The following is a 26,509-nucleotide window of genomic DNA, read 5'->3' on the forward strand; positions in this document are numbered from 1 at the left end:
TAAATCAGCGTCATAAGGCGTTGATAACCTATTTTAATCTCCTTTAACAGAGGTTAATCAACCCGGTAAGGTAAAGTAGCTGCTCCAAAATCTTAGATAAGAGAGCATCGTGCTAATGTGTTCACAGGATAATAAAATCTTCAGCCTCCATTTCTGTGGCATTCTGGTGCTGGGATCTTCCGCTGAATTTATCCGGCATATAAAAACACTCCTGGTTGATAAAAAATCATCAAGTGCAAAATTCAGTAGCGATATCCCGGTCGTGCTGGATTCACTGGCTGATATTTTTTACCTGCAGCCGCGCTTTATTCTGGCTGAGGGATCAAATGAAGCGGTGCGGCTGTTTATCGCCTCTAACCTCTGGTATATCCGCCGGGCAAATGCGCGTCTGTTTTTCAGCATGAGTAATCAGGAGTCCACGGAAGTGCGCCGCTGGTTTCGCGTCTGTGCTTACGGTGTGTTTCCCGATACGGCGTCCCGCCACGAAATTATGCAGGCGCTCCGGCGCAATTCGCACTGTCATCACATCATGCCGATTCAGCTGCAGCTGCTGACGCCCGCAGAAATGGGTGTCGTGGAGGGATTGATCCTGGGGTATACGCTGTCGGAACTGGCCCGGTTTCAGCAGCGTAGTATCAAAACGCTCAGTACGCAGAAGCTCTCCGCGCGCAGCAAGCTGAAAGCCCGCAACGACCTGCAGCTGATGCTGAGTTATCTGAGCGCGCTCTCTTTTGGCACCCGACCGGAATGGCCAGCGGGATGCCAGGCCGCAATCTGACCTGGCTCCCTCTGCGTTTAACCCAGCGGATCCTCCGGGTCGAGCAGTTCAATGCTGCGGGGTGTACCGTTTACCCTGATTTTAAGGAAATGTCGGCGCTTCCATTTGCCCGGCTGATGCTCAACATCTTTAAAGAAGTATGGACCGCGCACCAGCAGCTCCTTATTGTCGTTATAGCCGAAACCAACCGATTTGTTACCGGTCCAGCGCTGTTCAAACGCCACAACCGGCGCGGCTTCAAGTCGCGCGCTCTCCTCTGCATCGCACACCGTGAAGCTTTTACGGAAGATAAAACATTGGCCGGAGGTGTAGCGATCGCGTCCATTGGTTTCCACCAGCGCAATTGAGTAGCCGGTGTAGTCCGGGATCTTAACGAAGAGTTTGGTGCGCGCGCCGCCGCCTTCAACGTGTACTTTCATGACTGGACTGGAGCCCTCGCTGTACCAGCTACCGATGGTGTCGGCTTTATCACGCGCCTGCAGATAGATGTGGGCTACCCCCTCAGGCGTTCTGCCGCTGTGATCGGTCTGCGTCTCACTCTGCGAGAGAAACTGCGCGCTGCCCAGCACGCGGATGTGGATCTGCGAGGCGGCGTCAGAGAAATTAAACTCGCCAATGTAAAACCAGCGCGGTTTATCGGTGCGGTTATCCATATGGTGCTGCGAGGTCATAAAGTCGTAATTTAGCGACCCCTGAATAACCGCGCCGAGATCGGAAATCTCCATCACGCCGCGATCGCCTTCCGCCAGCAGCGTCCAGGGCTCAACGCCCTCTTTACTGAAGTCAAAGCCGGCGCTGTCCCGGTGCACGCTTTTCTGGATGATCATGGCGCGGCAGTAGCCCATCTTCATCGGATTGGCGGTGGATTCAATCACCAGCCCCTCAATTGTCCACTGTCCGTTAGTGAGATCGCCCGCGTACTCAGAGTGCTCAATCCAGCCGTTGCGGATAAAAGATTGCGTACAGCGGGGAAGGTCGAGCACCGGCTTTTTAGTACCGCGCTGCAGGTTGAAGTTAGAGAGCTCGATGGCGGTGCTGTGGTCCCATGCGCCCAGTTCCCGATCGGACCAGCGTGCATAGACGATACTGTCCTGACAGCCGCGTGAATAGAACTGATCGATTTTACAATCCAGCGTATCGATCAGGTCCAGCGCGCGTCCGCCCAGATAGCGAAACTCCATACTGGAGACGCGCAGAAACTGACCGCCGGTAATGGTGTTGGCGTAAAAACCGACCTGGTTAAAGGCGGTTCCGCCATCCTCCCCGCTGTTTGAGCTTTTGCCTTTGATAACAAAGCCGGAGATCTCAACGTAGCGCGCCTTAACTTTGAAGAAATGCAGCCCGCGCGGCCGGGTGTCCCAGTTGAAGAGCAGCGTTGTGGTAGGGAAGTAGCCAAAATTAACCGGCGCACCGCTGACCTTGAAGCGGTTGATCTCTTTGTCTGAGATATCAAACATCGACATACTGAATTCACCTGCGGTGAAGCGAATGCCCGCTGAAGGCAACACGCGTTGCGACCAGGCAAACATACGTTTCACCGCCTCAATACAGTCGGTCCTTCCGTCAGAGACCGCGCCAAAATCAACCACGGTTACGCTGTTGTAGTCCAGCACCACGCGTTTCCAGCGTTTTTTACCGGCGGTGACAAAGATTATGCCGCCATCATCAACGGACGCGGTATCGACGGGATCGTGTATAAACACGCCGCCGCCCATCCGCGTATCTTTGGTATATTCCAGCACCACCGCCAGCTGGCCCGCTACCGAGGGCTCGGTAGCGCGTAAGGCGGCGATATCATTGAGGTGCAGAATGCTGGCCGGGACCGGCGCAGATGAAGAGGCTATAGCAGATGTTTCTGTCATGATGCACTCCTGAATGTATAAAAGTTGCACAACGGAAAAAAGTATAAGCCATTGAAAAAGTTATAATTGCAAAGGGCCGGTTTAAATGAGAGGGAAATGACGAAGCGGCGGAAAAAGAGCGGTTAAGATGTTAATTGGCAAGCAGATGCCATTTTGCTTTACAGATTATTCGCATTCACTGTTTTTTATCACTGGCTCTTCAGCAGCCAGAAAAAAGCCGGAGCTCATCACCAGCGACCGATAACGCTTAACTGTTTGAGCAGTTCTGTTTATGCCTGCTGATGATTAGTAAGGGCTGCAGACACGCGGTCAGTGATTCTGTCTGATACAGAGTCTGCTTCGCGCGCCATAGCAGCCCGGCGCAATCTCCGGGCTGCCACCGCTCAAATGCCGGACACTGATCATTGACCTGAGTCAGAGCTGCCGTGCCGGCACAGGCGAGCGCCTTTTCACTGGCGCGGTAATAACACCGAGGCAGGCGACTATCAGAGCGACACCAATCCATCCGGCGGGAGGCAGTCTTTCACCCACTACCAGGACAGCCAGCAACGCCGCAATCACCGGTTCGAGCAGGGTAATGGTGGTTGCCATGCTGGCCGGGATACGCGCCAGACCATAGCCGTAGCAGAGATAGCCGACAAACATTGGGATCAGGGCCATGTAGATCCCGACGGCTGCATTATTCCAGCTCGCCAGAAGCGGAGCACCCGTCATAACGAGTACGGGCATCAGCAGGATGCCGCCTGCGCCAAACGTCGCCCCCATAGCCGCGCGCGATGCCACGCCTGCCTGCATCAGCCGTCGCGCCGACCATGAATAGAACGCGTAGGTGAACCCCGCCAGCAGGCCCAGAGCAATGCCGCTCAGGGCGTGTTCGTTGCCGGCAGCCTCTCCGCTGCTCTGCGCCAGGCAGAGCAGTATCATTCCGGTGACCCCCAGCGTTGCTCCGTACAACCACTGCTTTGTCAGGCGCACGCCGTCAAAGCGATACTCAATCAGGGCTGAAAGAAGCGGAGCTGAACCAATCGAAATCACCGTGCCAGTTGTGACGCCGGCATAACGCATGGAAGCATAGAAGGCAAGGGGATACACGGCAACCGCGAGCGCGCCGGTGACCAGAAAGTACCACTGTGTGGCAATAAGCCGGCGCTGACGCAGAAGGGTACGCGCAGCAATCAGCCCCTGCAGTAACCCCCCGACGCCCATCGCTACGGCACCCACTGCTAGCGGGCTGAGGTCAGGTGCAAAGGTGGCTGCCGTGCCGGTCGTGCCCCAGAGGATCGCGGCCATCAACACGCCTGCGATACCGACCAGTCGCTGCTCTGATAAAAGCATCAGTACGCCTCCAGCATCTGTTCAGCTATTACGCGGGCCTGAGCCACACAGCGACTGTTTCCTTCCAGCCCGGCCCGGGAGATGCTGCCTTCCAGCAGAAAAGCGAAATGCTTTGCCACCGAGCCGGCGTTGTTTGCCTCTCCGTTCATTAACTCAGCCAGATGTGAAGCCAGAATCGCCTCAACCTCCTCTTTATGCTCGCGTACGGCCTGGCGTCCCGGTGCCCCGGCAGGCAGCTCTGCAGCGGCATTAAGCAGCCCGCAGCCGCGAAAGCCGTGTTCATAAGCATACTCAGCGTGATCCTCATACGCTTTAAAGACGGCCAGAACCCGTTCCCGGGGCGTAGTAGCGAACTGACGCCGCTTTCCATACAGCGCCAGCCACTCTTCATGCCGCACCCTGAGGTAAGCCGCTACCAGCTCATCCTTAGAGGCAAAATTGTTGTACAGGCTTTTTTTCGCAACGCCGGCCCGTTTCACAATGGCATCAATACCTGTGCCGGCGATCCCGTGGTTGTAAAACAGAATGCGTGCGGCATTAAGCAATTTGTCGTAAGCGGTTTCAGATCCTGCAGGCCGTAAGGTCATAGTCACTCTTTTAGACAGAAAGTAGGTAGCCCAGTCTACCTACTCAGGCGCGCAGGACAACCTGATCTTTTATTTAGCATGATGACCTGCAGGAAAAGCCGGTATTAGCCAGGTAAGAGATAAACAGAGCGGAGATGAAAAAGCCCGCATCAAGCGGGCTGAGAGTGTAAAGAGGATCGTTACCGGCCAAACAGCATGGCGAGAAGCTCGCGCAGGTGCGCGGCTTCTGTGGCGTCCTCAGTACTATCCAGCCAGCCAATCAGTTTCAGACAGACGGCGGTGCGGGTAAGACGTCGCTCCTGGCGAAGGATTTCGACGGTGATTCTGCCCAGCATTTCAATCTGGCAGGGGTGCGTTACCCTGCTGAAGTAGCCAGTCAGCCCGATAGTGGTTTCAGAAGGCAGTCCGCCCTGGCGCATTGAAATACCTGAAAGTTAATGGAGAAGTCGTGCGCAAAGTAAACGATGCGCAGCGGTGTGTACAGCGTTGATTTGTAAGAGCGGCCTCAGACTGGTCTGGATCTAATAAATATCTATAAGTTACAGTCACCTATACAATTTATTTTCCTGATGATTAACAATTCACGCAGGGATAGCATCCTCTTTCTGAAGACAAAGCATTGCCTACAAGCTTTCTGCATCAGTTACCGCTTTTTTATCGAAGCTGCTGATATAGCTGTACAACTTACTTAGCCTTATTCTCATTTATAACCCCATGATAAATAGCGCTTAGCATTTTTTGCAAAAAAATCAAGCCAGGGGATATACACAATCGCTGTACAAGTTTACCAATGTTGTATAACTTTACGCTCATTGAGCGATGAGTATATTTCAACCATTACAGAGGTTCCCCATGCGCCAGGACATTGCGAACTATCCAACTACAGCAAATGATATTGCCCACTACTTCAGCAAAGTTTCCATTCCGGGTCAGCAGGAAACATTAGGTCAGATTGTTGTTGAGATCCTGCGCGCGGGCAAAAATCTTAATCGCAAAGCGATCTGTACAAAGCTGTTACGCCGCCTGGAAGTCGCTGCAAGCGTGGAAGAAGAACGCCATTATCAGGCGCTTATCGGACTGCTGTTTGATCGCTGAGTCGCGTTTGATTGCGTGCTCAGCGTTTTCCGCAGCATATTTCAGGGCTGTCCGGACAGGCAGCCAGATACTCTTGCCGGAGCAGGCACGCAGAGATAAGAAGCGGGTATGCAACGAAGCAACCTTGAAAGATTGACAGATATTGTTATCGGCGAAGCCGTGACAGCACTGCTCGGCGATGCAGGCCGGATTAATTCAACCGCTCTGATGACCACCCTGAAGCGGATGGCGGCGCTTGAATCGCATCCTGAACGGCTGGCAGCGCTGGAGTGCGCGCTGGCTGAAGTAGCAAAAGAGTTTCCGCGTGCGCGGCAAACGCAGGATACGGCTATCATGGCGCTGGGATCGGTACTGCCCGGTAACAAAAAGCATTAAAAAAGCGTTCGCGAGAGCGAAGTGCGGTAAAAAGCCCGCAGGACGCGGCCATCTGCGGATGGCCGTCTTTATTTCAGGTATTTAGCCTGGTAACTCAGCCGCTGGTGCGGAATTAAACGGAAAGACTATGCAGCAAGAAATGCAGCACACCCAAACGATCGAAGCCGACATCATTCACCATTTCCGTCACGCTGGCGAGAAGCTGGCTGCTGAAACAGCCGTGCTGGATGCGGTCATCCGCGATATTGTTGTACACGGCAAGCGCGTTACCAGTAAAACTATCATCCTGTATCTTATCGCCGAACTGGAAAGCACATCAGACGTTGTACACCTTGATGTACTGCGCAATGCGCTGGAGATAGTGGTCGGACGCACACCGGACGACGAAGGTATCTAAGATTTTTATTCCTGCTGCACGCTCTGTGCGGCAGGAATGGCTGCTGAGGTCTCAAAACCACCTTTTGAAGCCCATACTGAGCAGCTCGCTGCAGCAATCAACGTAATAGCAATCCACACCTTCATCATCATCATTTTCTCCCTATCAGTAACGGCTTTAACATTAAATAAGCCTGGCACGGATTACGCGATCTGCCTGGAGCAGAAGAGACAAAAGGATAATTCTGATGTGAGTTTTTGCAGTTAAGGCACGCTGCTTTAATGCACGTTATCTTCTGCCGTGTGAGATGCAGCGCTATCATTATTTTTGCCCGTTTTTCTTTCAGGACGCTGAGGCGTTGGCAGGCTCAGTCAGCCATCTCATTTTCATCAAGACGATAAAGATTGATATCGTTTCTTTCACGATAACGGGGCGGAAATACCATGGCGCCGTTACCATCCCCCAGATATTGCATACCCAGAGGCTCGATAATGGCATAGGGCTCTGCCAGGGCGCGGCGATAGCGCAATATTTCGCGCGCCATTTCAACGGCTTCTGGTGAATTATTATCAGGGTTGCCTGCTATATATTGCAGGCGTTCGTCGCTAAGCATCGCTGCCTCCTGTATTGCTCTGACGCTTTACGGCTCTACCTACGTCGTGACTGGATGTCATCATAGCCAGAAGCGTGGCGGAAACCAAAGCCTGCGTTACGTTGTTATGCACACAGCAGGATGTTGTGAAGCGTGAAAGCAGCAGATCTATTAAATGAAAAGCTGGATCCTGCCACTGGGCTTTTCAGAGGCCAGAGCAGCGGGAGGGAACTTTACTACGCTGGCATTCTGTATTTTCACAAAAATTTCAGTTAAGTCAGGTCCGGGGTATTGTAGAGTCTATATCTTTACAGGGAGAGTAGAGGGGTATTCGCGCATGGATGACAAGAAAAGCTGTTCTTACCATCGGCCGGTATGGGATGACAACGGACAGTTTCATTACGAGCTCGTTTCACAGGCGAAAGAGAAGAAACATGTATCATTTTGCCTTTTACCGCCTGAACAGGTGATCCCGATAATTTTTATTCCGGGAGTTATGGGTTCAAACCTGAAAAACGGAGACGGTGAGGTCTGGCAGTTCAGCATTACGTCGTTAACCAAATGGCCGCTTGCCAACGCTAAAAAAAGAAAAGAGCTGCTGGATCCCGCCACCACCATGGTTGATTACAGTGGTGAGATTGCTAATAACGACGCGGACGGAAAAAAATTCCCCTCACGACGAAAACGGGGCTGGGGCAGCGCATTTTACAAGAGTTACGGCAAAGCACTCGACAAGCTGCAGTATCTGCTCAGCGATGACGACATCCTGATGGATAACTACTTTAGGGAAGCGCAGCTTCAGACAGCGCGACAGCGTTTTACCGGCGTCAGGATAGGCGATGAGCCGGAAGAACAGGTGCTGACGGAGGAAGAGACGGCACACGGCCACAAGTTTTTATACCCGCTTCACGTGTTTGGTTATAACTGGCTGCAGTCTAACGCGGACTCGGCGGCTCAGCTGGAAACCTATATCAAAAAAGTACTGGGGGATTATCACGGTCGTCTGGCAGTGAACAAAGTTATCCTCGTCACCCACTCCATGGGTGGACTGGTTGCCCGGCACTACTCTGAAAACATGAACGGGCAGGAAAATATCCTGGGCATTATACACGGGGTAATGCCCGATCTCGGCTCACCGGCAGCGTACCGGCGAATGAAAACCGGCGAACGCGGTATTGTCGGGATGGTTATCGGGAACAGCGCAGAAAAATTGATGCCGGTGCTGGCCCGGTCTCCTGGCCCGCTTCAGCTGCTGCCGGGCAAAGCTTATCCTCCGGGCTGGCTGAAAATTGAAGGAAGCCATTCCCGACTATCACTGCCGCTGAAAGATCCGTATAAGGAAATTTATCTTAATAAGAAAGACTGGTGGCGGCTGTGCGATCAGGATTTACTGCTGGATGATACAAACAGTGAATGGGAAGATTTTGTTAGACGCATACCGCGTGATGTTGAATTATTCATTGAAGAATTGCATGGCAGATATCATCCGCAGACCTGGTTGTTTTATGGCGCAAGCGCAGACAACCAGTCTGACGCGTTTTTAACGTGGAAAGAGCAGATCCCACCGCGAGTAAGGGAGGCGCAGCGGCTCCATAATAGTTTCGGTGCACCTCCCGAACTCTCTCCGCTAAGAACCCACCAACTGATTTCTGCCGCAACACCCGGCGACGGCACGGTGCCGGTTACGGCTATCCGGACTGCCTCTTCACGGATCCGTGGAGTTCTGGCAACCGACGTTGATCACGAAAGTGCCTACGCTGTTGATCCCGTTAACCACTCCCGCTCGGTCTACCGCGATCTATCTGATGCGATGGTATTTACCGTCCGTTCAGTGATGAAAATCGTACAGCAGGTGCCTGCGCCATGAAAAAGCCTCCGCTGACCCTGCTGTTCCCGCTGACGCTCGTGCTGCTGGCGGCGGGGTATTATCTTCATAACTATGTGACGTTTGTGCATGCGCCGGCGGCGTTAACGGATAAGGAAAAACGTATGGTCGATACCCTGTTTGCAACCACTAAACCTCAGTGCGTGGGGCGTTACGTGTTTGAGGTTCCGGCCTCTTTCGAAAACAGCCTGCCGGATCGTGCCCTGATTAATAAAGTCCGCATCAGCAGCAAGCGGCTCTACCGGCCGGCGTTTGAACAGCGTATCCGTCTGCGGGAAGAGGCGCTGAAAAACAGCTATACGGTAAGGAAGTTAGATCGGCCTTATCTCAAAGACGTCTACCGGATAAGTGACAGCGCGGTAATTTTCGATCGCAATAAAAATGAGAGCGCCGCCGGGTTTGGTCGTGTGCTGGAAGCGCATCTGTATACTGATGGAGTGGCATTTATTCTTACTCAGGAGATCTTTGATGTATCGGACAGTAAGTATGAAGAAGACAAACAAACATTTATCAATGCCGGATTTAATGACAGCACCCTAAATGACAAACCGGCAAAACTGGCGGAGCTGCAGGACCTGATGTCCCGCCTCAGCGGGCGAAAAAATGACGAAATCCCGGTGCAGCCTGGCAGCTGTATTGCAGAAGGGTTTATTCGCGACGGAGGCGCAAAACCCAGAGAGAACATTACCTTAATCTATCCGCACGGCCAGGTATTTTCCCTGTCGGTTGCCACCAACACCTATCTTGGCGACCCAAAGAGCATGCTGGAGCGGAGCCATGAAATACAGCCCTGGCTGACCTCGCTCAACGCGCGGACCCTGCGCAAGAATAAAACGGAAATAGCGGGCTTTGAAGCGGATGAGTGGCTCAACACCGCGCCCTCTGAAAAATCACCCGGTCATGCATCAGCACAGCTGCTGTTTAACGCCATCGCCAATGAAAAGAGGGTGGATTTCCGGCATCCGATTATCGATCTGACCATGAGCAACCACGCCCTGCCTGCGCCGGCCTGTAGCGATGCGGAGCTGGTGGAGATATGGGATCGGATCGTGGGTTCTTTTCGTATCAGAAGCAATGCTTTTTGAATCAGCCGGTATTGGGCTCTTCACACGTGTAAAAACAAGACCGCAGCAGGGCTGCTGCGGTCCGACAACAGATTATGCGCTCTGCCATTCGGCTTCAACGTCATCCTTTGATTTGGAAAGAATGACTTTATTATCATCGACTTCTTTTACCCAGCTGAATGGGATGATGTGGTGCTGGCCGCCCGCTTCCGGATCGCTTTTTGCCAGTTTGATTTTATCTTCGCCTTCGAAGTGATCGACAATGCCCACGTGCTCACCGTTGACGTCAACAACCTGTGCGTGATCCAGGATTTCTGATTTGCTTACCATATTGCCTCCGTTCTGTGAATGTAAATGCAGCAGTTCTGCTGCCGGACTGCTGCCGGACTGCTTAAGTCTGGTTATTAATCCGCAGATTTCCAGTAATTTACAGAATGAAATATTTAGGCGAACCGTGACGCGACCAATTCTGCTGCGCCGACTATGATTTCCTGTAGCCGCTGGCGGCGCACGCCGCCAGCCTCCTCTCTGTTCATAACGGGAATTAACAGCATGCAGATATCACTGGAGAAACAGGTTGCGCTGGTTACCGGCGCCAGTTCAGGGCTTGGCTACGCCTGCGCCGAAGCGCTGGCTGCGGCGGGTGCAGCGGTGGTGGTCAACTATAACAGCCAGCAGGAGCCTGCCGAGGCGCTGGCAGAAGCGATCCGGCAGCGCGGCGGTAAGGCGGTAGCGGTAGGGGGGGATGTCTCTGATGAAAAAGCCGTAGAGGCGCTGTTTGCTGAAACCATCAACCATTTTGGGCGGCTGGATATCCTGGTCGCGAACTCCGGACTGCAGCGCGATGCGCCAGCCGGCGAGATGACGCTGGAGGAGTGGAATAAGGTTATCCAGGTCAATCTCACCGGTCAGTTTCTCTGTGCCCGGGCGGCGCTGCGTCAGTTCCGCCGTCAGGAGAAGCGTCCGGACGTGAGCCGCGCTGCCGGAAAAATCATTCATATGAGCTCGGTTCATCAGCTCATCCCCTGGGCTGGTCATATCAACTATGCCGCCTCTAAAGGGGGTGTCGATCTGCTGATGCGTAGCCTGGCGCAGGAGGTGGGTGAGGAGCGTATTCGCATTAATTCGATTGCGCCGGGGGCCATCAGAACGCCAATCAATACCGAAGCCACCGAGGGTGACGCAGAGAAAAAGCTGCTGCAGCTTATTCCCTATGGCAGGGTGGGCGATCCGGAAGATGTGGGTAACGCGGTGGTATGGCTGGCCAGTGATTTATCCGACTACGTGCATGGCACCACGCTGTTTATTGATGGCGGGATGAGTCTCTATCCTGGCTTTCGCGATAACGGTTAAGCACTTACCAATTATGCTGTCGCAATCAGCCGATTGCGACACTTTCACGGCTAATGAGTTGCGCTGCCAGGCCGATATAACTAACTCTCCATCTTCAACCGGAAGTTAATTATGTCGCTGAAAAAATCCTCACTGCTTGTGTTCCTCACTATGCTGGTACTGTTTCTGGCCAGCGTGGCCGTCAGCAGCTGGCTGCTGGTGCGCAGTAATGCCTCGCTGACCGCCGTTAACAAAGAGATCCGCGTAGTGCTCTCCGTTATCGATCCTATCAACCACAGCCGTACGCTGCGCGTCAGGGTGATGGAATTTATGAAAGCGAGCGAGGGGGACGATACCGCATCAGCAGCGTCACTTGAGAGCGTTAAAGCGGTGGCGGTTAAAGCAGACGCGGCATTTCAGGCTTATATGGATGCCCCGCGTCTGGCCGGTGAGGCAGCAGAAGCAGAAGCTTACCGGCAGGCTTATCTCAGCTATCGCGATGAAGGGATCCGGCCGCTGGTGGCTGCCGCTGAGGCGCACGATCAGGCACGCTTCAAAGCGCAGATCCCGACCGTCGTCCGTCTCGATCGTCAGTATGAAATTATCCTCGATAAGGTACTGGCGCAGCATGAAGCCTACGCCCGCCAGCTCAATGATGACGCACAGCGTCACTTTCACTCCGGCCTGATGCTGCTGGTGCTGTTTGGTGCGCTGTTTGTCGGCATCATTGTTGTGATTTCACTGCTGATGCATCGCTTTGTGCTGGTGCCGCTTAGCATGGCAAAACAGCATTGCGATCTGATCGCCGCCGGCGAGCTTAACTGTGTGGTTCCGGCAAAAGGGGCGTCGCGCAGTGAAATTCAGAGTCTGATGGGATCGCTGGAAGCGATGCGTCTCGCCCTGACACAAATCATCATGCAGGTACGTGACTCCGCGCATTCGGTCTCCACCGCCTCCGGCGAAATCGCCGCCGGAAACGTTGACCTGGCCTCGCGCACTGAGCAGCAGGCTGCGGCGCTGACGGAAACCGCGGCCAGCATGGAGCAGCTGGGTGCTACGGTGAAGCAGAACACTGACAACGTATTTGAAGCCTGCCGCCTGACCGGCGAAGCGGTGCAAAATGCGGAAACAGGTGAAAAAGTCTCGCGTGAGGTGATTGTGTCGATGGACCTGATCAACGCCAGCTCGAAAAAAATCGAAGAGATCATCTCGGTGATCAACGGGATCGCGTTTCAGACCAACATCCTCGCGCTGAACGCCGCTGTGGAAGCAGCGCGAGCGGGTGAGCAGGGCAGGGGGTTTGCTGTGGTTGCCGGAGAGGTCCGCAATCTGGCACAGCGCAGCGCGCTGGCAGCCAAAGAGATAGAGACGCTGATTGCAGAGTCGGTAGCGATTATTCACACCGGCTCGGAGCAGGTCAGCCGCACCGGGGAGGCGATGAGCGCTATTATCGCGTCCGTAAGCCGCGTTAATCTCCTGATGGAGCATATTTCTGTGGCGTCAGGTGAACAGAGTCGCGGCATCGGTCAGATTGAGAAAGCGGTGACTGAAATGGACTCTGTGACGCAGCAGAACGCCGCACTGGTACAGGAGTCAGCGGCTGCGTCGGCATCGCTTGAAGAGCAGGTACAGTATCTGACCCGTTCGGTTTCCACTTTCCATCTGGCATAAGCGCCCCGTGCCGGCTCTTTTTTCAGGAGCCGGCAATCTCTCAGACCGCAATACAGGGCCTTAATGATCACTGCTCCACTATTAATGATTAAAAGAGCACTCCTGAAAATTCCTCTATAAAAAGCCATTATTTCAATGTATTAAGTATGATAGTTCGTTTTTAGTATATTTATTTTCATCAAAGCGTAAATTTCTCTTACGCTTTGCCGATATTCCTCCCTGCCACCTTAGCGCAAACCGGTACGTTTGCGCCTGTTTTACAGGTGTGCTGCGGGCAAGAGTGCGCCGCAGTTAATTCTTCTCAGGGAGCAGTAAATGAACCATCGTAAACCCCTGGTGGCGGCCGTCGTCGCCTCCTGCATCGTCCTTTCCGGCTGCAGCGCCATGACTACCGCCATCAAAAAGCGCAATCTTGAAGTCAAAACGCAGATGAGCCAGACGGTATGGCTTGAGCCTTCCAGTCAGAAAACGGTCTATCTGCAGGTGCGTAATACCTCTGACAAAGATATGAGCGATCTGCAGTCGCTGCTGGCGCAGGACCTGCAGGCTAAAGGGTATACTGTCACATCCTCACCCGATACCGCGTTCTACTGGATTCAGGCTAACGTTCTGAAAGCGGAAAAAATGGATCTGCGCCAGTCGCAGGGCTTCCTGGCGACCGGTTATGAAGGCGCGGTTGCCGGTGCAGCGCTGGGTGCCGGCATTACGGCCTATAACGGTAACTCGGGTGGTGCGATGCTTGGAGTCGGTCTGGCCGCAGGCCTGGCAGGAATGGCGGCCGATGCGCTGATTGAAGATGTTAACTTCACCATGGTGACCGATCTGCAGATCTCCGAACGCAGTAAAAATGCCGTGACCACTGACAACATTGCCGCGCTGCGTCAGGGCACATCGGGCATTAAGCTGCAGACCAGCAGCGAAGAGGGCAACCGCATGAAGTATCAGACGCGTGTGGTGTCCAACGCCAACAAGGTCAATCTCAAGTTTGAAGAAGCGAAGCCGGTGCTGGAAGCGCAGCTGGCGAAATCCGTGGCAGGCATTATGTAATCACGGGTGCCGCTGGTGCTTTCCGGCCGGCGGCAAATCACAACTGTATAACTCTGAATATACGTCCTGAATAGTTACAGCATCCATTAACATGAAACGCTAACTGGTACCGGTCTGATGCACATTGCCCCTCTCTGACCTTTCTAACCTCAGGCGCAGATCGGAAACAGGGTTGCCCCTCCTGACCCGCCGCCGCGCCCGGCCCGCAGGGCCGGAATGAGTGGAACAGGTAAAAGGGTGCTGTAACTAACAAACTTTCTGGCAGAAAAGGGTTTGTCACTTATTCAGCCCGACCATTACGCTTCTGAACGCACCTGCTACAGAAGTTGTTTTGTCCATTACCACCAGAGCCTGCTTTCAGGAATACAGACAGCAATCTCCGCCATTCCCCACTTTCTGCATTTGACAGTCCACACGTGTGCCAGATGTTAAAAAACCTGCGTTATCAGCTGTTTAATCGATAAGCGCGTAACAGCTTTAGCACAAGTAACGATTTTGTGATCTGCCTCGCCAACACAATTCATTATATGTTGTTATATTCATTATGCGTCATCTCATTATGAAAAATAGCAAAGCGCACTTACGCCATCTTTTCTACAGATAGTGCGGTGATCTGCTGCTTCATTCAGGCGCACCTAACCCTACAACTCCATTTAATTATTAAAAAGGTAACGATATGGAAAGCCAGGAACTCCAACGCAAACTCGGCTTTTGGGCCGTGCTGGCCATTTCCGTCGGAACGACCGTGGGTTCCGGTATTTTCGTTTCGGTTGGTGAAGTAGCAAAAGCGGCAGGTTCTCCGTGGCTCACCGTGTTTGCTTTTGTTATTGGCGGACTGATTGTTATTCCGCAGATGTGCGTGTATGCGGAGCTCTCTACCGCGTATCCTGAAAATGGCGCGGACTATGTGTACCTGAAAAACGCGGGCAGCCGTCCGCTGGCATTTCTCTCCGGCTGGGCCAGCTTCTGGGCGAATGATGCGCCGTCACTCTCTATTATGGCGCTGGCGATTGTCGGTAATATGGCCTTTCTGATACCGATCGACCCGTTCATCGGGAAGCTCATTGCCACCGGTCTGATTCTGGCGTTCATGCTGCTGCATCTGCGTTCAGTTGAAGGCGGCGCGACATTTCAGACGCTGATCACCATCGCTAAAATCATCCCGTTTGCCATTGTCATCGGCATCGGCGTGTTCTGGCTAAAAGGGGATAATTTTAACGCACCGGCAACCGCAACCACCGGCATGACGACAGGGATAATGGCGCTGCTGGCCGGAATTTCTGCTACCAGCTGGTCCTATACCGGCATGGCCTCTATTTGCTATATGACCGGAGAGATCAAAAACCCCGGCAAAACCATGCCGCGTGCGCTGATAGGCTCTTGTTTACTGGTGCTGGTGCTCTATTCGTTGCTGGCGCTGGTGATCACCGGGCTGATGCCATTCGACAAACTTGCCGTCTCGGCAACGCCAATTTCCGACGCACTCACGTATATTCCGGCGCTCGGCAGCGTAGCGGGTATCTTTGTCGCCATTACTGCCATCATCGTGATCCTGGGCTCGCTTTCCAGCTGTGTGATGTATCAGCCGCGTCTCGAATATGCGATGGCGAAAGATAACCTGTTTTTCAAAAGTTTCGGGCATGTACATCCAAAATACAACACGCCGGATGTCTCCATTATCCTGCAATGTGCCCTCGGCATCTTCTTTATTTTTGTCTCTGACCTGACCAGCCTGCTGGGCTATTTCACGCTGGTCATGTGCTTCAAAAACACCCTCACCTTCGGCTCGATTATCTGGTGCCGCAAACGTGAAGACTATAAACCACTGTGGCGCACACCGGCGTTCGGCCTGATGACCTTTGCCGCTATCACCTCAAGCTTAATTCTTGTTGCATCCACCTTTGTGTGGGCGCCTGTCCCGGGGCTGATCTGCGCCCTGATTGTTATCGCCACCGGCCTGCCCGCTTATGCCTTCTGGGAAAAGCGTAACCGCCGTCTGGCTCACGTTTCTTAACCCTGTCTGGAGAGTTGTTGCATGTTGAATATTGATAAAAACACGGTGGATTTCCTGGTAACCGAAAACATGGTCAGCGAAGTGGAGAAGGTTCTTGCGAATGACGTTCCCCGCGTGCATGCCATTGTTGATGAAATGATCAAACGTGGCGTCGATCGCATCTACTTTGTCGCCTGCGGCTCCCCGCTGAATGCTGCGCAGACGGCAAAGCATCTGGCAGATCGTTTCTCCGGCCTTCAGGTTTATGCGCTTTCCGGCTGGGAATTTTGCGATAACACCCCGCATCGGCTGGATCCGCGCTGCGCGGTAATAGGCGTCTCTGATTACGGCAAAACCGAAGAGGTGATAAAGGCACTGGAGCTGGGTGCGGCTTGCGGCGCACTAACTGCTGCCTTTACCAAACGCCCGGACAGCCCTATCAATCAGGCTGCGCAGCATGTGGTGGCATATGAAGCAGACTGCATCTGGGAAATTCATCTGCTGCTGTGTTACAGCGTGGTGCTGGAGATGATTACGCGCCTCGCGCCGCACACCGAAATCGGCAAAATCAAAAACGATCTGCATAAACTTCCGCAGGCGCTCGGGCATCTGGTGCGTACCTGGGAAGAAAAAGGGCGTCAGCTCGGCGAGCAGGCCTCACAGTGGCCGATGATCTATACCGTTGCCGCTGGTCCGCTGCGTCCGCTGAGTTACAAAGAGGGAATTGTTACGCTGATGGAGTTTACCTGGACCCATGGTTCAGTAATTGAGAGCGGCGAGTTCCGCCATGGCCCACTGGAAATCGTAGAGCCGGGCGTACCGTTTCTGTTCCTGCTGGGTAATGACGAAAGCCGTCATACCACCGAGCGCGCTATCCGTTTTGTACGCGAGCGTACCGATAACGTTATCGTGATCGACTATGCCGAAATCGCTCAGGGACTGCACCCGTGGCTCGCCCCATTCCTGATGTTCGTCCCGATGGAGTGGCTCTGTTACTACCTCTCCATCTACAAAGACCATAACCCGGACGATCGCCGTTACTATGGCGGGATCGTCGAGTATTAATTTCCCCGCCCGGTCTCCATGCAGGCCGGGCATCACAGCAAGGAACATACGAATGAAAACGGGTATGTTTACCTGTGGACATCAGCATTTACTGCTGGCGCGCGCGGCTGTCACAGGAGGGTCAATGAAACGGCTGGCAACGGTAGGTGATAATTGCGTGGATATTTATCCCGGGCTAGGTAAAGCGTTTTCTGGTGGCAATGCTGTTAATGTGGCGGTTTACAGCACGCGTTACGGAATGCAGCCCGCCTGCGTCAGTTGGGTGGGCGACGATGATTATGGTGCCATGCTGCGCCGCGATCTTGCGCAACATGGCGTGGATATTTCCCGGCTGCGTGTGATGCCGGGTCTGACAGCGCAAACGCAGGTGGAACTGCGCGATAACGATCGCATTCTCGGTGACTATATCGAAGGCGTGATGGCAGATTTCAGCGTAGGTGAGCAGGAACTGGCGTGGCTGATGGAGTTTGACATTATTCATTCCGCCATTTGGGGACATGCTGAGTCCGCTTTTCCTGCCCTGAAGGCGGCGGGAAAAATCCTGTCGTTTGATTTTGCAGATAAATGGGAAAGCCCGCTATGGCACACACTGCCGGAACATCTTGATTATGTTTTTTCCTCAGCAAATATCGATAATCCGTGGCTGCGCGACCGACTGCAAACCGTGGTGCAGTGTGGCGCAGGGGTAGCGATCGCCACGCTGGGTGAAAACGGCAGCCTGGCGTGGGATGGCATACAGTTCCGGAAGATGCCGCCGCAGCGCGTCAGCGTGGTAGATACCATGGGGGCAGGGGATTCATACATCGCCGGGTTCCTGTGCGCTATCGCTAACGACCTGCCGCTGCAGGATGCGATGAAACAGGGTACCCGGTGCGCTGCACATACTATTGGCTATCATGGTGCCTGGTAAGGGTCAGCGCTGGCGTGACATTACCCATGCCAGCGCCTGTTACTCATCGGAAAAGGCCCATATAATCAACCCTACACCTCTAACAACTTCAGGGTCGATTCATGTCAGCTACGGAGCGCTACTCACATCAACTCCTTTACGCCACCGTGCGCCAGCGCCTGCTTGATGATATTGCGCAGGGAGTTTACCAGGCTGGCCAGCAGATCCCGACTGAAAGCGAGTTATGCACGCTCTATAACGTTAGCCGCATCACTATCCGCAAAGCAATCAGCGATCTGGTCAATGACGGTGTGCTGCAGCGCTGGCAGGGCAAGGGCACTTTTGTGCAAAGTAAAAAGGTTGAAAATGCGCTGCTGACGGTAAGCGGTTTTACTGATTTTGGCGTTTCCCAGGGTAAGCCGACCCGGGAAGAGGTCATCGAACAGGAGTGCATGAACGCCGATCCATTTTGTGAAAGACTGAATATTCCCGGTAGCAGCGACATTTTTCGCCTGATGCGGGTCATGTATCTTGACGATGAGCCGCTGTTTATCGACAGCTCCTGGATACCGCTCTCCCGTTACCCGGCATTTGACACCATTTATACCGCAGGCGCCTCTACTTATAAGCTGTTTCAGGAAAAATTCGACACTCGCGTGGTGAGTGATAAGAAGACCATAGATATTTTTATGGCCACTAAAGCCGAGGCCCAGAGGCTGAAATGTGAACTGGGCGAGCCGCTGTTTCGCATCAGTAAAATCGCTTTCGATCAAAACGCGAAACCGGTGCACTATTCGGAACTGTTTTGCCGCGCTAACCGCGTTAGCCTGACTATCGATAATCAGCGACAGAAATAAAAAAGAGGGCCAGGGCCCTCTTGATGTTTCTCTGCCAGACAAATTTTTAACGCGGGATACGCTTTGTACACATTTGCAAATCGCGCCCGGTCAGCGCCGGATTACTGCATTCATCAATACATTTCAGTAATCATGATCGCTGTTTTATCTCCGACTGTCTGCCGCAATAATCTGTTCTGCTATTACCTGTAAATCGGGCCCGCAGATATCGGGCTGTTCGCCCAGCAACAGCGGCGCGTTACCGGCGCGGGTAAGCAGGGCGCCTTTCCAGCCACAGGCCATGGCGCCAATAATATCCCAGGCGTGTGTGGCTATCATTCTGAGCGCAGCAGGAGGCCGATCCAGCGCCTGACTGACACTTCCATAAGCGGCAGCGGCAGGTTTGAAACAGCCGCTCAGCTCAACGGAGAACTGCTGTGAAAAAAACGACGCCAGTCCGGATTGCGCCAGCACTTTTTTGCCGGCGTCTGCCGATGAGTTAGTAAACGTCACCATCTCAAAACCCGCAGCCTGGAGTTTTTCCAGTGCGGGCAGCGCATCAGGATGAGCAGGTAACACCGCCATTTCTTGCTGAAAACGCGTTATCTGTGATGAATCAAGCGCAATCCCGCGGGTCGTCGCCACCATCTTTAATACGGCAACGGCCAGTTCACCAAACGGCACATAGCGACCGCTTAAGGTGAGCGTCTGGGAGTAAAGGATCTGTTCTGCAAACCACTGACGCATCACCTGCGCATCGCCAAACGTGTCCAGAAAAAAATCATCCAGATAGGTCAGATCGAGCAGCGTTTCATTAACATCAAATACCAGCACAGTGGTCTCTTTCATTATTATCTGCGTACCTTTTTTGCATTAAACGCATTGCTGCAGAGCATAACGCGCGGGCTGCCAGAGACGCAGCCCGCGCGGGTATTACTCAATAACCCAGACGCTAACGCTGCCGCCGTTACAGGTAAATACCGCTTCACCCTGTTCGTTGGTGGTAATCGTCTCATCGCGATTGCCGAGAAAATCGCGCCAGTTTTTACCGGCGTAGTTTTCTCCCAGCGTCAGCGTTTTCTCTCCGCTGTCGCCGTTAGACATCACAACCACGCAGCCTGGCTCATCTTCCGTGCCGCTGCGACTGAACGCGATGCAGTTGGGGTGATCAAACCACAGCGTCTGCACCCCGTGAGCAAAACGCTGGCGCGCAATCATTAGCTGGTCGAGCTTGTCGATCACCGGCATCTCAACGCTATGCGTTTCGCCATCGCTGCCGGTGTCCTCATAGCTGGCGCCGTAGAGATCCGGATAGAACACGCACGGCACACCATTTTCACGCAGCAAAATCAGCGCATAGGCGAGCGGCTTGAACCAGGCTTCCACCGGCGCTTCAAGTGCCTGCAACGGCTGAGTATCATGGTTAGCAACAATAGTGACGGCGTGGAACGGATCGGCTTCTACCAGCGTACCGGAGAAGATCTGGCTCATGTCGTAGCTGCTGCCCTGCTTAGAGGCTTCATGAAACTTCATGTGCAGTGGGGCATCAAACAGCAGCGTTTTACCCTCAACCTGATTGATATACTGCTGCAGTTTATCCAGCTCAAACGACCAGTACTCCGCCACGATAAACAGCGGCTTTTCAGAGACCTCCTGTACATGGTCAATCCACTCTTTGTAGAACCAGGCCGGAATATGTTTAACCGCATCCAGACGGAATCCGTCGCACTGGGTGGCTTCCATCATCCAGCGCGCCCAGTATTTGATCTCTTCCGTCGCCGAGCGGTTACGGAAATCGATATTGGAGCCCATCAGATAATCAAAGTTGCCCAGCTCATTATCAACCTGGTCGTTCCAGCCCTCGCCGGTGTAGTCATTCACAATCTTGAACACGCCATCTTCATCAGGATTTTCGATATGATCGACACCGCTGAAGCACTTATAGTCCCAGACAAACTTTGAATACTGTCCGGCGCGTACCGGGAAGGTGTAGCGGGTCCAGGCTTCGCACTCCACTACCTCTTCATGAATCTGTGAACGATCCTGCTCGTCGACGCGGTTAACCAGAATGCGTTCTTTCTCATCCGCGCCCATTTTGTGGTTAACTACCACATCCATCAGCACCGCAATCTGATGCTGATGAAGCGTTTCAATCGCCGTATGGAGCTGCGCTTTGTCGCCATATTTCGTGGCAACGGTGCCTTTCTGATCAAACTCACCCAGGTCAAACAGATCGTAAGTGTCATAGCCGACTGAACTGCCGCCTGAAGCACCTTTATAGGCTGGTGGCAGCCAGATCATATTGATACCCGATTCGCTCATATGCGCTGCCCGTTCGGTCAGCTCAGGCCAGAGCTGGCCGCCTTCGGGGTAATACCAGTGAAATGCCTGTAACAGGGTTGGATTTTTCATCGCCGGGCTCCGTTTATAGTCAAAAGAATTATGGAGCGGGAATGGAAAAGCGCGCGAATATTCAGCGGCCACCGCACTTTTTGCTGTTGCAACAGCAGGACCGGCACGGGATGTGCATTACTCTTAAAAACAGGCCAGCCGCTTTGCAGCGGCGTTTTTTAATTTATGCTGACCCCGCCATTTGCTTATGCGGAACGCACATGACCCGATATTTCTCTTTCTGTTCGCTTATTGTTCTCGCCTATCTTTACGCAACGCAGGGGGCGCATGCGGATACGCCCAGGGCGCCGCTCGTTGCCGGCTACGGTAAGCTTTATGACACCCCTGACGCGGCTTTTCAGCCCGACAGTACGCAGCACTACAAACTGGTTTTTAAAGTGAGCGAGGCGGCCAGCAATGCAGCAGATATCAATCCCGGCCTGAATGAGGTGGCGCGCGTCATCAATCTTTATGGCCGTTCCGGCGTGCCGGCTAATCAGCTGGACGCCGTGGTGGCGGTTAACGGCGGTGCCACGCCCGCTATGCTGGATGAGCAGCACTACCGGAAGCTGTTTGGCGCGGCTAATCCTAACCTGCAGCTGATAAAAGCGCTGAACGATGCGGGTGTAAAAGTGACGCTGTGCAGTCAGGCGCTGGCCTGGCATCATTACGATCCGCGCTGGGTCGCGTCCCCCGTGATCCGCACTCCCTCAGCGCTGACGACGCTGACCACGCTGCAGAACCAGGGTTACGCGCTGCTGGATACGCAGGGGGCCGGACAGGTTGAATAATCCCTGCTGATTGATGCTGGAGATGGATTACGCGGAGAAAATAAAGATCTAGATGCGCTCAATGCTGGCCTGACAGGCGACTACCTCAATCAGCTCAAACTCTTCAGCCACCAGCTCCATACGTTCATCGAAAACGCCACTGTTTTCAAAGAAGCGCTGGTGCTCCTGACGCCAGTAGCGGAGGCTCAGATCGCCTTCACCCTCTTTACGGGCAAACGCTTCGGTAACGTCGCAGAAGCGTATCAGCTGCAGACTGACGATGCGGACCACGCAAACCGGCTGATTGCGGCCGTCGAGGACGATGCTGTAGCGGCCCACAGTTGGCGCTTCAGCATCGTTCTGAAAAGCAGCCAGCGAACTGCAGGTGGCGGTTTTCCTGCCCTCTGTAATCAGTTTCGCCAGCGTATCTGCCAGGGCAGGGGAATCACCAAACGTCCAGCTCAGCGCCTGCGGGTATTTCGCTTTAAGTGCAGTTATCTTAGGCATTATGATCCCGCAAAAAGACCGCCAGCACATCCTTCGGTGGCGTAACGCCGCATTCTGATAAGAGCCAGCCCACAGCACCGCGATGATAGGTGCCGTGAAACAGCATATGGTTGATCATCTCTTCAACCTGCATTTCTCCGGCGCCACCATCCACAAAACGAAAGCGGATCGCCTGAGCGAAATCGGCTTCATTAAGCGTGGCGACATGCTTCAGATACCAGCGAGTGGTCTCCGACAGAGCGTGCGTCAGTTCTTCAACGGCAGGCGTTTCAGGGGTATTCAGTGCGGTGTAACCGTGTTGCTCACCGGTGAGGTTGGCTTTGAAAATAGCGTCCACGACATAGACGTGGTTCATCAGGCGCAATGCCAGATGACGTTTCTCCGCAAACTGTGCGGCATCAATGTCAGAAATTGCCTGCAGGGTGGCGGCATCTATCCATAATTTATAGCGGAGAAGGGTGGTCAGGGTGCTGCTCATGGTTTCATCCTGAAAAAGGCAGAGGCCCATTATAGCAGCAAAAAAAAGTGGCCGAACAACAAAAAAGAGGAGCCAGGCTCCTCTTTTGTCATGCCGTCACTAACGCACAATGTGCAGGAAGTGCAGGTGCTTCTCATACTGGTCGAGGATATCGTTGATGATCTGCTCCTGATTCCAGCCCATCACGTCATAATCCTGGCCGCCCTCTTTGAGGTAGACCACCGCACGGTAATATTTCTGCTCTTCTGCCTTATCGCTGGCTGACATACCCGCCAGCGCAAAGGCAGGCTGCAGATAGGGACGCGCGCGGACTTCGTAAACGAAGTTAAGCTCCTGTCCCAGATCCACCTCAAACCGCACGCGATCGTCTTCATCGGCACGGGTATGCGACGGGGTATTTTGCTTTGCCAGCTCCTGCTCGACCATCTCCATCGCCGGATAGATCACTTCCGTCATAAAGCGTTTCACCTGCGAGCGCTTCGGGAAATAGGCGATATTACGTAAACGACGCTGCCACGGAATCGGATTGCGTGCAGCCGTGGGCGCGATGGTCGCAATCTGCTTGCTGTCCCGCTTCCAGGCATCGATACGAAGCGCTTTAAGCAACCCATACATCGACATCAGCAGGATAATGGCAAACGGCAGGGCGCTGGCGATAGTCACAACCTGCAGCGCTTTCATGCCGCCAGCTAACAGTAAGGTGATGGCTACGACGCCCATCAGCGCGGACCAGAAAATACGCTGCCAGACTGGCGTTTGATCGGTGCCCCCTGACGCGAGCGTATCCACCACCATCGCCCCGGAATCCGCGGACGTGACAAAGAAGACCACTACCATGGCGACGGCAATGCAGGAGAGAGCAAAGCTGAAAGGAAAATGCTCCAGAAAATTAAACAGCGCGAGCGTTTGATCGCTCATCACCGTCTGCGCCAGATCGGTGGCACCCTGCTGCATGATCATCCAGATTGCGCTGTTACCAAAGAAGGTCATCCAGAGCAGCGTAAAGCCCGCCGGCACGAACAGCACGCCGGTGACGAATTCACGGATGGTACGACCGCGCGATACGCGGGCGATAAACATGCCGACAAAGGGTGACCACGCCAGCCACCAGCCCCAGTAGAACAGCGTCCAGCCGCCCAGCCACTTACTCGATTTAGGCTCATAGGCATAGAGGTTGAAGGTTTTTGTCACCAGCTCGGAAAGATAGCCGCCGGTATTCTCCACAAACGACTTCAGCAGCAGGACCGTCGGCCCCAGCGTGCCGACCAGGATCAGCAGCAGCACCGCCAGACCGAGGTTGATTTCCGATAAAATACGGATACCTTTGTCCAGTCCGGAGACAACGGACAGTGTCGCCAGGGCGGTAATCACCACAATCAGAATCACCTGCATGGTGGCGCTGACCGGTAAACCAAACAGATGATTGAGACCGGCGTTAACCTGCAGTACGCCGTAGCCCAGCGAGGTAGCCACACCCAGCACCGTACCAATCACCGCAAAAATATCCACGGCGTGACCCATCCAGCCATAGATGCGGTTACCGATAATCGGATAGAGCGCTGAGCGCAGTGTCAGCGGTAATCCATGACGATAGCTAAAGAAGGCCAGGATGAGCGCCACAATCGCATATATCGACCAGGCGTGCAGGCCCCAGTGGAAGAACGTGATACGCAACGCTTCCCGCGCCGCATTGACGGTTTCCGGCTCGCCTGACGGCGGTGCCATGTAGTGCATCACCGGCTCAGCTACGCCGAAAAACATCAGGCCTATCCCCATGCCGGCAGAAAAAAGCATGGCAAACCAGGAGTGATAACTGAAATCGGGCTCAGCGTGATCGGGCCCGAGTTTGATATCGCCATAGCGCGACACCCCCAGGTAGATCACGGTCAGCAGTATCAGCGCAACGGCGAGAATATAAAACCAGCTGGCATTGGCAAACAGCGACGTCTGCAGGGCGGTGAGCTGGGTATCCGCCTGTTCAGGAAAGAGCGCGGCAAAGGCGACCAGGATAAAAATCAGGGCGGCTGAAGTGAAAAAGACCGGTGGGTTAATCTGACTTCGCTTTTTTTGGATGTCCGTTTCTGATGTTGGCATAAGTATCCTGCATAACGTGAATGAAGACCAAATGTAACAATCAGTATGAAAGAGTAAAAGCGAAACGCCAGCAGGTGCTTAAAAACCAGGCTAATCACAGGAGATTTTTTCCGGAAGCGCCCAGATGGCTGCACGCTCCACGGCGGTTTTATCCGCTGCGCAGCTCATGGCCATGTTTGCGCGTGACAGTGCAAGCCTGGAGTGGCGCTGTGCATCAGCGGCGTAACGATGCGGCGCAATCAGCGCCAGCGCCTGAAGCGATTTCTGCAGACGAATTTGTACCTCAGCCAATCCTGCGCCATCGCGTCCGATGGCGGTGAACACATCATCAAACATATCGCTGATTTGGGCGGGCCGGATAAATATGCGCGGCCAGGCTACTTCATCAGAAGCCGGAGGAACAGGGTGGCCGAATAGTCTGACAGCCCGGCCAATGATATCTATGGCGGTGCCGGGATCGTTAACTGCGGGGGAAAGCGCGCGTGAGGCGATTTCTGCGAGCACGCAGAGGCCAAAGCGCGGGTCCTGCTCATAAGAGCGCTGCTCACCGATGGTAAATGCACTCTTCAGATGGTGCTGATCTTCTTCAGACATCGGCTGGGTGCACCATAGCAGAGGCGATCCCGGATGAACAAAGCTGCCGGGCTGAGCAGCCAGATAGAGATGCACCTGCTGCGCGTCTGCCCGGTCGTTAAGCCGTTGCAAATCGATATGCTGCAGGTAACCAATACTCTCCGGCAGAAGCGGATGGGGTCGTGCCGCGGCGGGCAGATCACCCTGCCAGGCCGAGCCGCCCATACAGGGGTTCTGCAATCGTTCAGTCAGCGCCGCGCGGGTCGCCTGCTCGACACGCTGAGAGGTTTCGCCCAGGCTGCCAAAATTAGCGAGATGCTGGATCCAGCGCAGCAGGGTGATCACAATCATGGCGATCACCAGCAGCGTCACAAAGAACAGCACCACCCGCCCCTGTGTGCCGTATGCGCCCATACCCAGCGCAATGATCCCCACCAGGCTGTAGAGAAAGGAGCCGATGAACGTCGCCAGCACATTCTGCGTGGTGCGATCTTCCATCAGCAGACTGGTAGCACGCGGCGTCACGCTGCTGCTCGCGGAGTTATAGGCTGTCACCATGATATTCAGCGAAAACGTCGTCACCGCCAGCATACTGGAGGCGAGGATAGCCAGAATCTCATCTACGGCTTCACTGCCAATCAGGCCCGATACGGAGGCAGGAATAAACGGTTTCACCGCAATAGCCACCAGCGCGGTGATCACCGCCAGTACCGCAAACAGCGAGCTGCGAAACCAGAGCTGTTTAGTCAGCTGGCGCAGTAACCATTGTGTTTTGGACATTGTGTTCTCTGTTGTTATACACCGATCGTCAGGCGCACCTCAGCCGGCATCAGGAGGCTTGCTGCAGCACAGAGGCGAATAGCACTGATGATCCTGGAAAAAGTGAGCCTGCGAATGACATCGTCGCTTTGAGT

27 protein-coding genes are annotated in these 26,509 nt (G+C 53.9%); 14 read left to right on the forward strand and 13 right to left on the reverse strand.

All coding sequences use genetic code 11. From position 1 onward, the window contains the following. Positions 1 to 115 precede the first annotated feature (115 nt). Entirely contained in the window at positions 116 to 778 is a 663-nt protein-coding gene (locus tag B4M48_RS16915) for a hypothetical protein (protein ID WP_108570264.1), read from the forward strand. A gap of 17 nt (positions 779 to 795) precedes the next feature. Here B4M48_RS16915 and B4M48_RS16920 read toward each other — a convergent pair whose 3' ends face one another. The 4 genes from B4M48_RS16920 to B4M48_RS16935 form a co-directional block, all read right to left on the reverse strand. Further along, positions 796 to 2,640, reverse strand: coding sequence for a hypothetical protein (locus tag B4M48_RS16920; protein ID WP_288657380.1), 1,845 nt, complete (start codon positions 2,638 to 2,640; stop codon positions 796 to 798). Positions 2,641 to 3,054: 414 nt separating this feature from the next. After that, entirely contained in the window at positions 3,055 to 3,975 is a 921-nt protein-coding gene (locus B4M48_RS16925; protein ID WP_288657382.1) for a DMT family transporter, read from the reverse strand. Further along, on the reverse strand, positions 3,975 to 4,562 hold the full coding sequence (locus B4M48_RS16930; RefSeq protein ID WP_150034943.1) for a TetR/AcrR family transcriptional regulator: 588 nt from the start codon (positions 4,560 to 4,562) through the stop codon (positions 3,975 to 3,977). Before B4M48_RS16930 ends, B4M48_RS16925 begins: the two co-directional genes overlap by 1 nt. Positions 4,563 to 4,741: 179 nt before the next feature. Then, positions 4,742 to 4,981 carry a biofilm development regulator YmgB/AriR family protein gene (locus B4M48_RS16935; protein WP_108570270.1) on the reverse strand — a complete coding sequence of 80 codons (240 nt, stop codon included), beginning with the start codon at positions 4,979 to 4,981 and terminating at the stop codon, positions 4,742 to 4,744. A 433-nt stretch (positions 4,982 to 5,414) separates the two neighbouring features. Here B4M48_RS16935 and ycgZ point away from each other — a divergent pair, with 433 nt between their 5' ends. From ycgZ to B4M48_RS16950, 3 genes are all read left to right on the forward strand, one after another. After that, on the forward strand, positions 5,415 to 5,657 hold the full coding sequence (gene ycgZ, locus B4M48_RS16940; protein ID WP_288657385.1) for a regulatory protein YcgZ: 243 nt from the start codon (positions 5,415 to 5,417) through the stop codon (positions 5,655 to 5,657). A gap of 108 nt (positions 5,658 to 5,765) precedes the next feature. Beyond that, positions 5,766 to 6,032: a hypothetical protein gene (locus B4M48_RS16945; RefSeq protein WP_146745178.1), complete on the forward strand. Its 267-nt coding sequence runs from the start codon at positions 5,766 to 5,768 to the stop codon at positions 6,030 to 6,032. Between the two features lie 139 nt (positions 6,033 to 6,171). After that, positions 6,172 to 6,429, forward strand: a complete 258-nt coding sequence (locus tag B4M48_RS16950; RefSeq protein WP_108570285.1) for a biofilm development regulator YmgB/AriR family protein — start codon at positions 6,172 to 6,174, stop codon at positions 6,427 to 6,429. Between the two features lie 5 nt (positions 6,430 to 6,434). Here B4M48_RS16950 and B4M48_RS16955 read toward each other — a convergent pair whose 3' ends face one another. Beyond that, positions 6,435 to 6,560 (reverse strand): hypothetical protein, encoded by a 126-nt coding sequence (locus tag B4M48_RS16955; protein WP_255510274.1) that lies wholly within the window; start codon positions 6,558 to 6,560, stop codon positions 6,435 to 6,437. A gap of 215 nt (positions 6,561 to 6,775) precedes the next feature. Beyond that, positions 6,776 to 7,021 carry a hypothetical protein gene (locus B4M48_RS16960; RefSeq protein ID WP_040113408.1) on the reverse strand — a complete coding sequence of 82 codons (246 nt, stop codon included), beginning with the start codon at positions 7,019 to 7,021 and terminating at the stop codon, positions 6,776 to 6,778. 316 nt (positions 7,022 to 7,337) lie between these two features. Between B4M48_RS16960 and B4M48_RS16965 the strand changes: the two genes are divergently transcribed. Both B4M48_RS16965 and B4M48_RS16970 read left to right on the forward strand, forming a co-directional pair. Continuing rightward, positions 7,338 to 8,867 (forward strand): esterase/lipase family protein, encoded by a 1,530-nt coding sequence (locus B4M48_RS16965; RefSeq protein ID WP_288657388.1) that lies wholly within the window; start codon positions 7,338 to 7,340, stop codon positions 8,865 to 8,867. Continuing rightward, positions 8,864 to 9,970: a T6SS immunity protein Tli4 family protein gene (locus tag B4M48_RS16970; RefSeq protein ID WP_288657390.1), complete on the forward strand. Its 1,107-nt coding sequence runs from the start codon at positions 8,864 to 8,866 to the stop codon at positions 9,968 to 9,970. The genes B4M48_RS16965 and B4M48_RS16970 overlap by 4 nt, the downstream gene beginning before the upstream one ends. A 72-nt stretch (positions 9,971 to 10,042) precedes the next feature. Here B4M48_RS16970 and B4M48_RS16975 read toward each other — a convergent pair whose 3' ends face one another. Beyond that, complete coding sequence (locus B4M48_RS16975) at positions 10,043 to 10,279, reverse strand: DUF2171 domain-containing protein (RefSeq protein ID WP_040113409.1); 237 nt, start codon at positions 10,277 to 10,279, stop codon at positions 10,043 to 10,045. 222 nt (positions 10,280 to 10,501) lie between these two features. Between B4M48_RS16975 and B4M48_RS16980 the strand changes: the two genes are divergently transcribed. The 7 genes from B4M48_RS16980 to B4M48_RS17010 all read left to right on the forward strand — a co-directional run bounded on the left by B4M48_RS16980 (position 10,502) and on the right by B4M48_RS17010 (position 18,803). Further along, positions 10,502 to 11,302, forward strand: coding sequence for a glucose 1-dehydrogenase (locus B4M48_RS16980; protein ID WP_108570275.1), 801 nt, complete (start codon positions 10,502 to 10,504; stop codon positions 11,300 to 11,302). A 111-nt stretch (positions 11,303 to 11,413) separates the two neighbouring features. Next, a complete protein-coding gene (locus B4M48_RS16985; RefSeq protein WP_288657393.1) occupies positions 11,414 to 12,952 on the forward strand; it encodes a methyl-accepting chemotaxis protein in 1,539 nt (512 codons plus the stop codon). A 315-nt stretch (positions 12,953 to 13,267) separates the two neighbouring features. Beyond that, positions 13,268 to 13,999, forward strand: coding sequence for a complement resistance protein TraT (gene traT, locus B4M48_RS16990; protein ID WP_288657394.1), 732 nt, complete (start codon positions 13,268 to 13,270; stop codon positions 13,997 to 13,999). A 676-nt stretch (positions 14,000 to 14,675) separates the two neighbouring features. Continuing rightward, positions 14,676 to 16,013, forward strand: a complete 1,338-nt coding sequence (gene frlA, locus B4M48_RS16995; protein WP_288657396.1) for a fructoselysine/psicoselysine transporter FrlA — start codon at positions 14,676 to 14,678, stop codon at positions 16,011 to 16,013. 21 nt (positions 16,014 to 16,034) lie between these two features. Further along, positions 16,035 to 17,057 carry a fructoselysine 6-phosphate deglycase gene (frlB, locus tag B4M48_RS17000; RefSeq protein ID WP_288657398.1) on the forward strand — a complete coding sequence of 341 codons (1,023 nt, stop codon included), beginning with the start codon at positions 16,035 to 16,037 and terminating at the stop codon, positions 17,055 to 17,057. 124 nt (positions 17,058 to 17,181) lie between these two features. Continuing rightward, positions 17,182 to 17,967: a fructoselysine 6-kinase gene (frlD, locus tag B4M48_RS17005; RefSeq protein WP_288657399.1), complete on the forward strand. Its 786-nt coding sequence runs from the start codon at positions 17,182 to 17,184 to the stop codon at positions 17,965 to 17,967. Positions 17,968 to 18,068: 101 nt separating this feature from the next. Next, positions 18,069 to 18,803 (forward strand): GntR family transcriptional regulator, encoded by a 735-nt coding sequence (locus B4M48_RS17010; protein WP_288657401.1) that lies wholly within the window; start codon positions 18,069 to 18,071, stop codon positions 18,801 to 18,803. Positions 18,804 to 18,947: 144 nt separating this feature from the next. On the opposite strand, the gene B4M48_RS17015 is transcribed toward B4M48_RS17010, so the two are convergent. Beyond that, complete coding sequence (locus tag B4M48_RS17015; protein WP_288657403.1) at positions 18,948 to 19,631, reverse strand: haloacid dehalogenase type II; 684 nt, start codon at positions 19,629 to 19,631, stop codon at positions 18,948 to 18,950. A gap of 84 nt (positions 19,632 to 19,715) precedes the next feature. Then, on the reverse strand, positions 19,716 to 21,194 hold the full coding sequence (gene amyA, locus B4M48_RS17020; protein ID WP_288657405.1) for an alpha-amylase: 1,479 nt from the start codon (positions 21,192 to 21,194) through the stop codon (positions 19,716 to 19,718). Between the two features lie 200 nt (positions 21,195 to 21,394). Here amyA and B4M48_RS17025 point away from each other — a divergent pair, with 200 nt between their 5' ends. Beyond that, positions 21,395 to 21,964 (forward strand): DsrE family protein, encoded by a 570-nt coding sequence (locus B4M48_RS17025; protein ID WP_158249874.1) that lies wholly within the window; start codon positions 21,395 to 21,397, stop codon positions 21,962 to 21,964. 48 nt (positions 21,965 to 22,012) lie between these two features. Here the strand turns inward: B4M48_RS17025 and B4M48_RS17030 are convergent, their stop codons facing one another. The 4 genes from B4M48_RS17030 to B4M48_RS17045 form a co-directional block, all read right to left on the reverse strand. Next, positions 22,013 to 22,450: an ASCH domain-containing protein gene (locus B4M48_RS17030; protein WP_104085926.1), complete on the reverse strand. Its 438-nt coding sequence runs from the start codon at positions 22,448 to 22,450 to the stop codon at positions 22,013 to 22,015. Continuing rightward, the gene (locus B4M48_RS17035) at positions 22,443 to 22,928 is read right to left on the reverse strand and encodes a DinB family protein (protein ID WP_288657407.1); all 486 of its coding nucleotides are present in this window, start codon (positions 22,926 to 22,928) and stop codon (positions 22,443 to 22,445) included. Before B4M48_RS17035 ends, B4M48_RS17030 begins: the two co-directional genes overlap by 8 nt. A 99-nt stretch (positions 22,929 to 23,027) precedes the next feature. Continuing rightward, positions 23,028 to 25,022, reverse strand: a complete 1,995-nt coding sequence (betT, locus tag B4M48_RS17040; RefSeq protein ID WP_108570209.1) for a choline BCCT transporter BetT — start codon at positions 25,020 to 25,022, stop codon at positions 23,028 to 23,030. A gap of 90 nt (positions 25,023 to 25,112) precedes the next feature. Beyond that, positions 25,113 to 26,375, reverse strand: a complete 1,263-nt coding sequence (locus B4M48_RS17045; RefSeq protein WP_166714421.1) for a DUF2254 domain-containing protein — start codon at positions 26,373 to 26,375, stop codon at positions 25,113 to 25,115. Positions 26,376 to 26,509 lie beyond the last annotated feature (134 nt).

Source organism: Pantoea sp. UBA6567 (genome assembly GCF_002434165.1).
GTDB lineage: Bacteria > Pseudomonadota > Gammaproteobacteria > Enterobacterales > Enterobacteriaceae > Pantoea > Pantoea eucrina.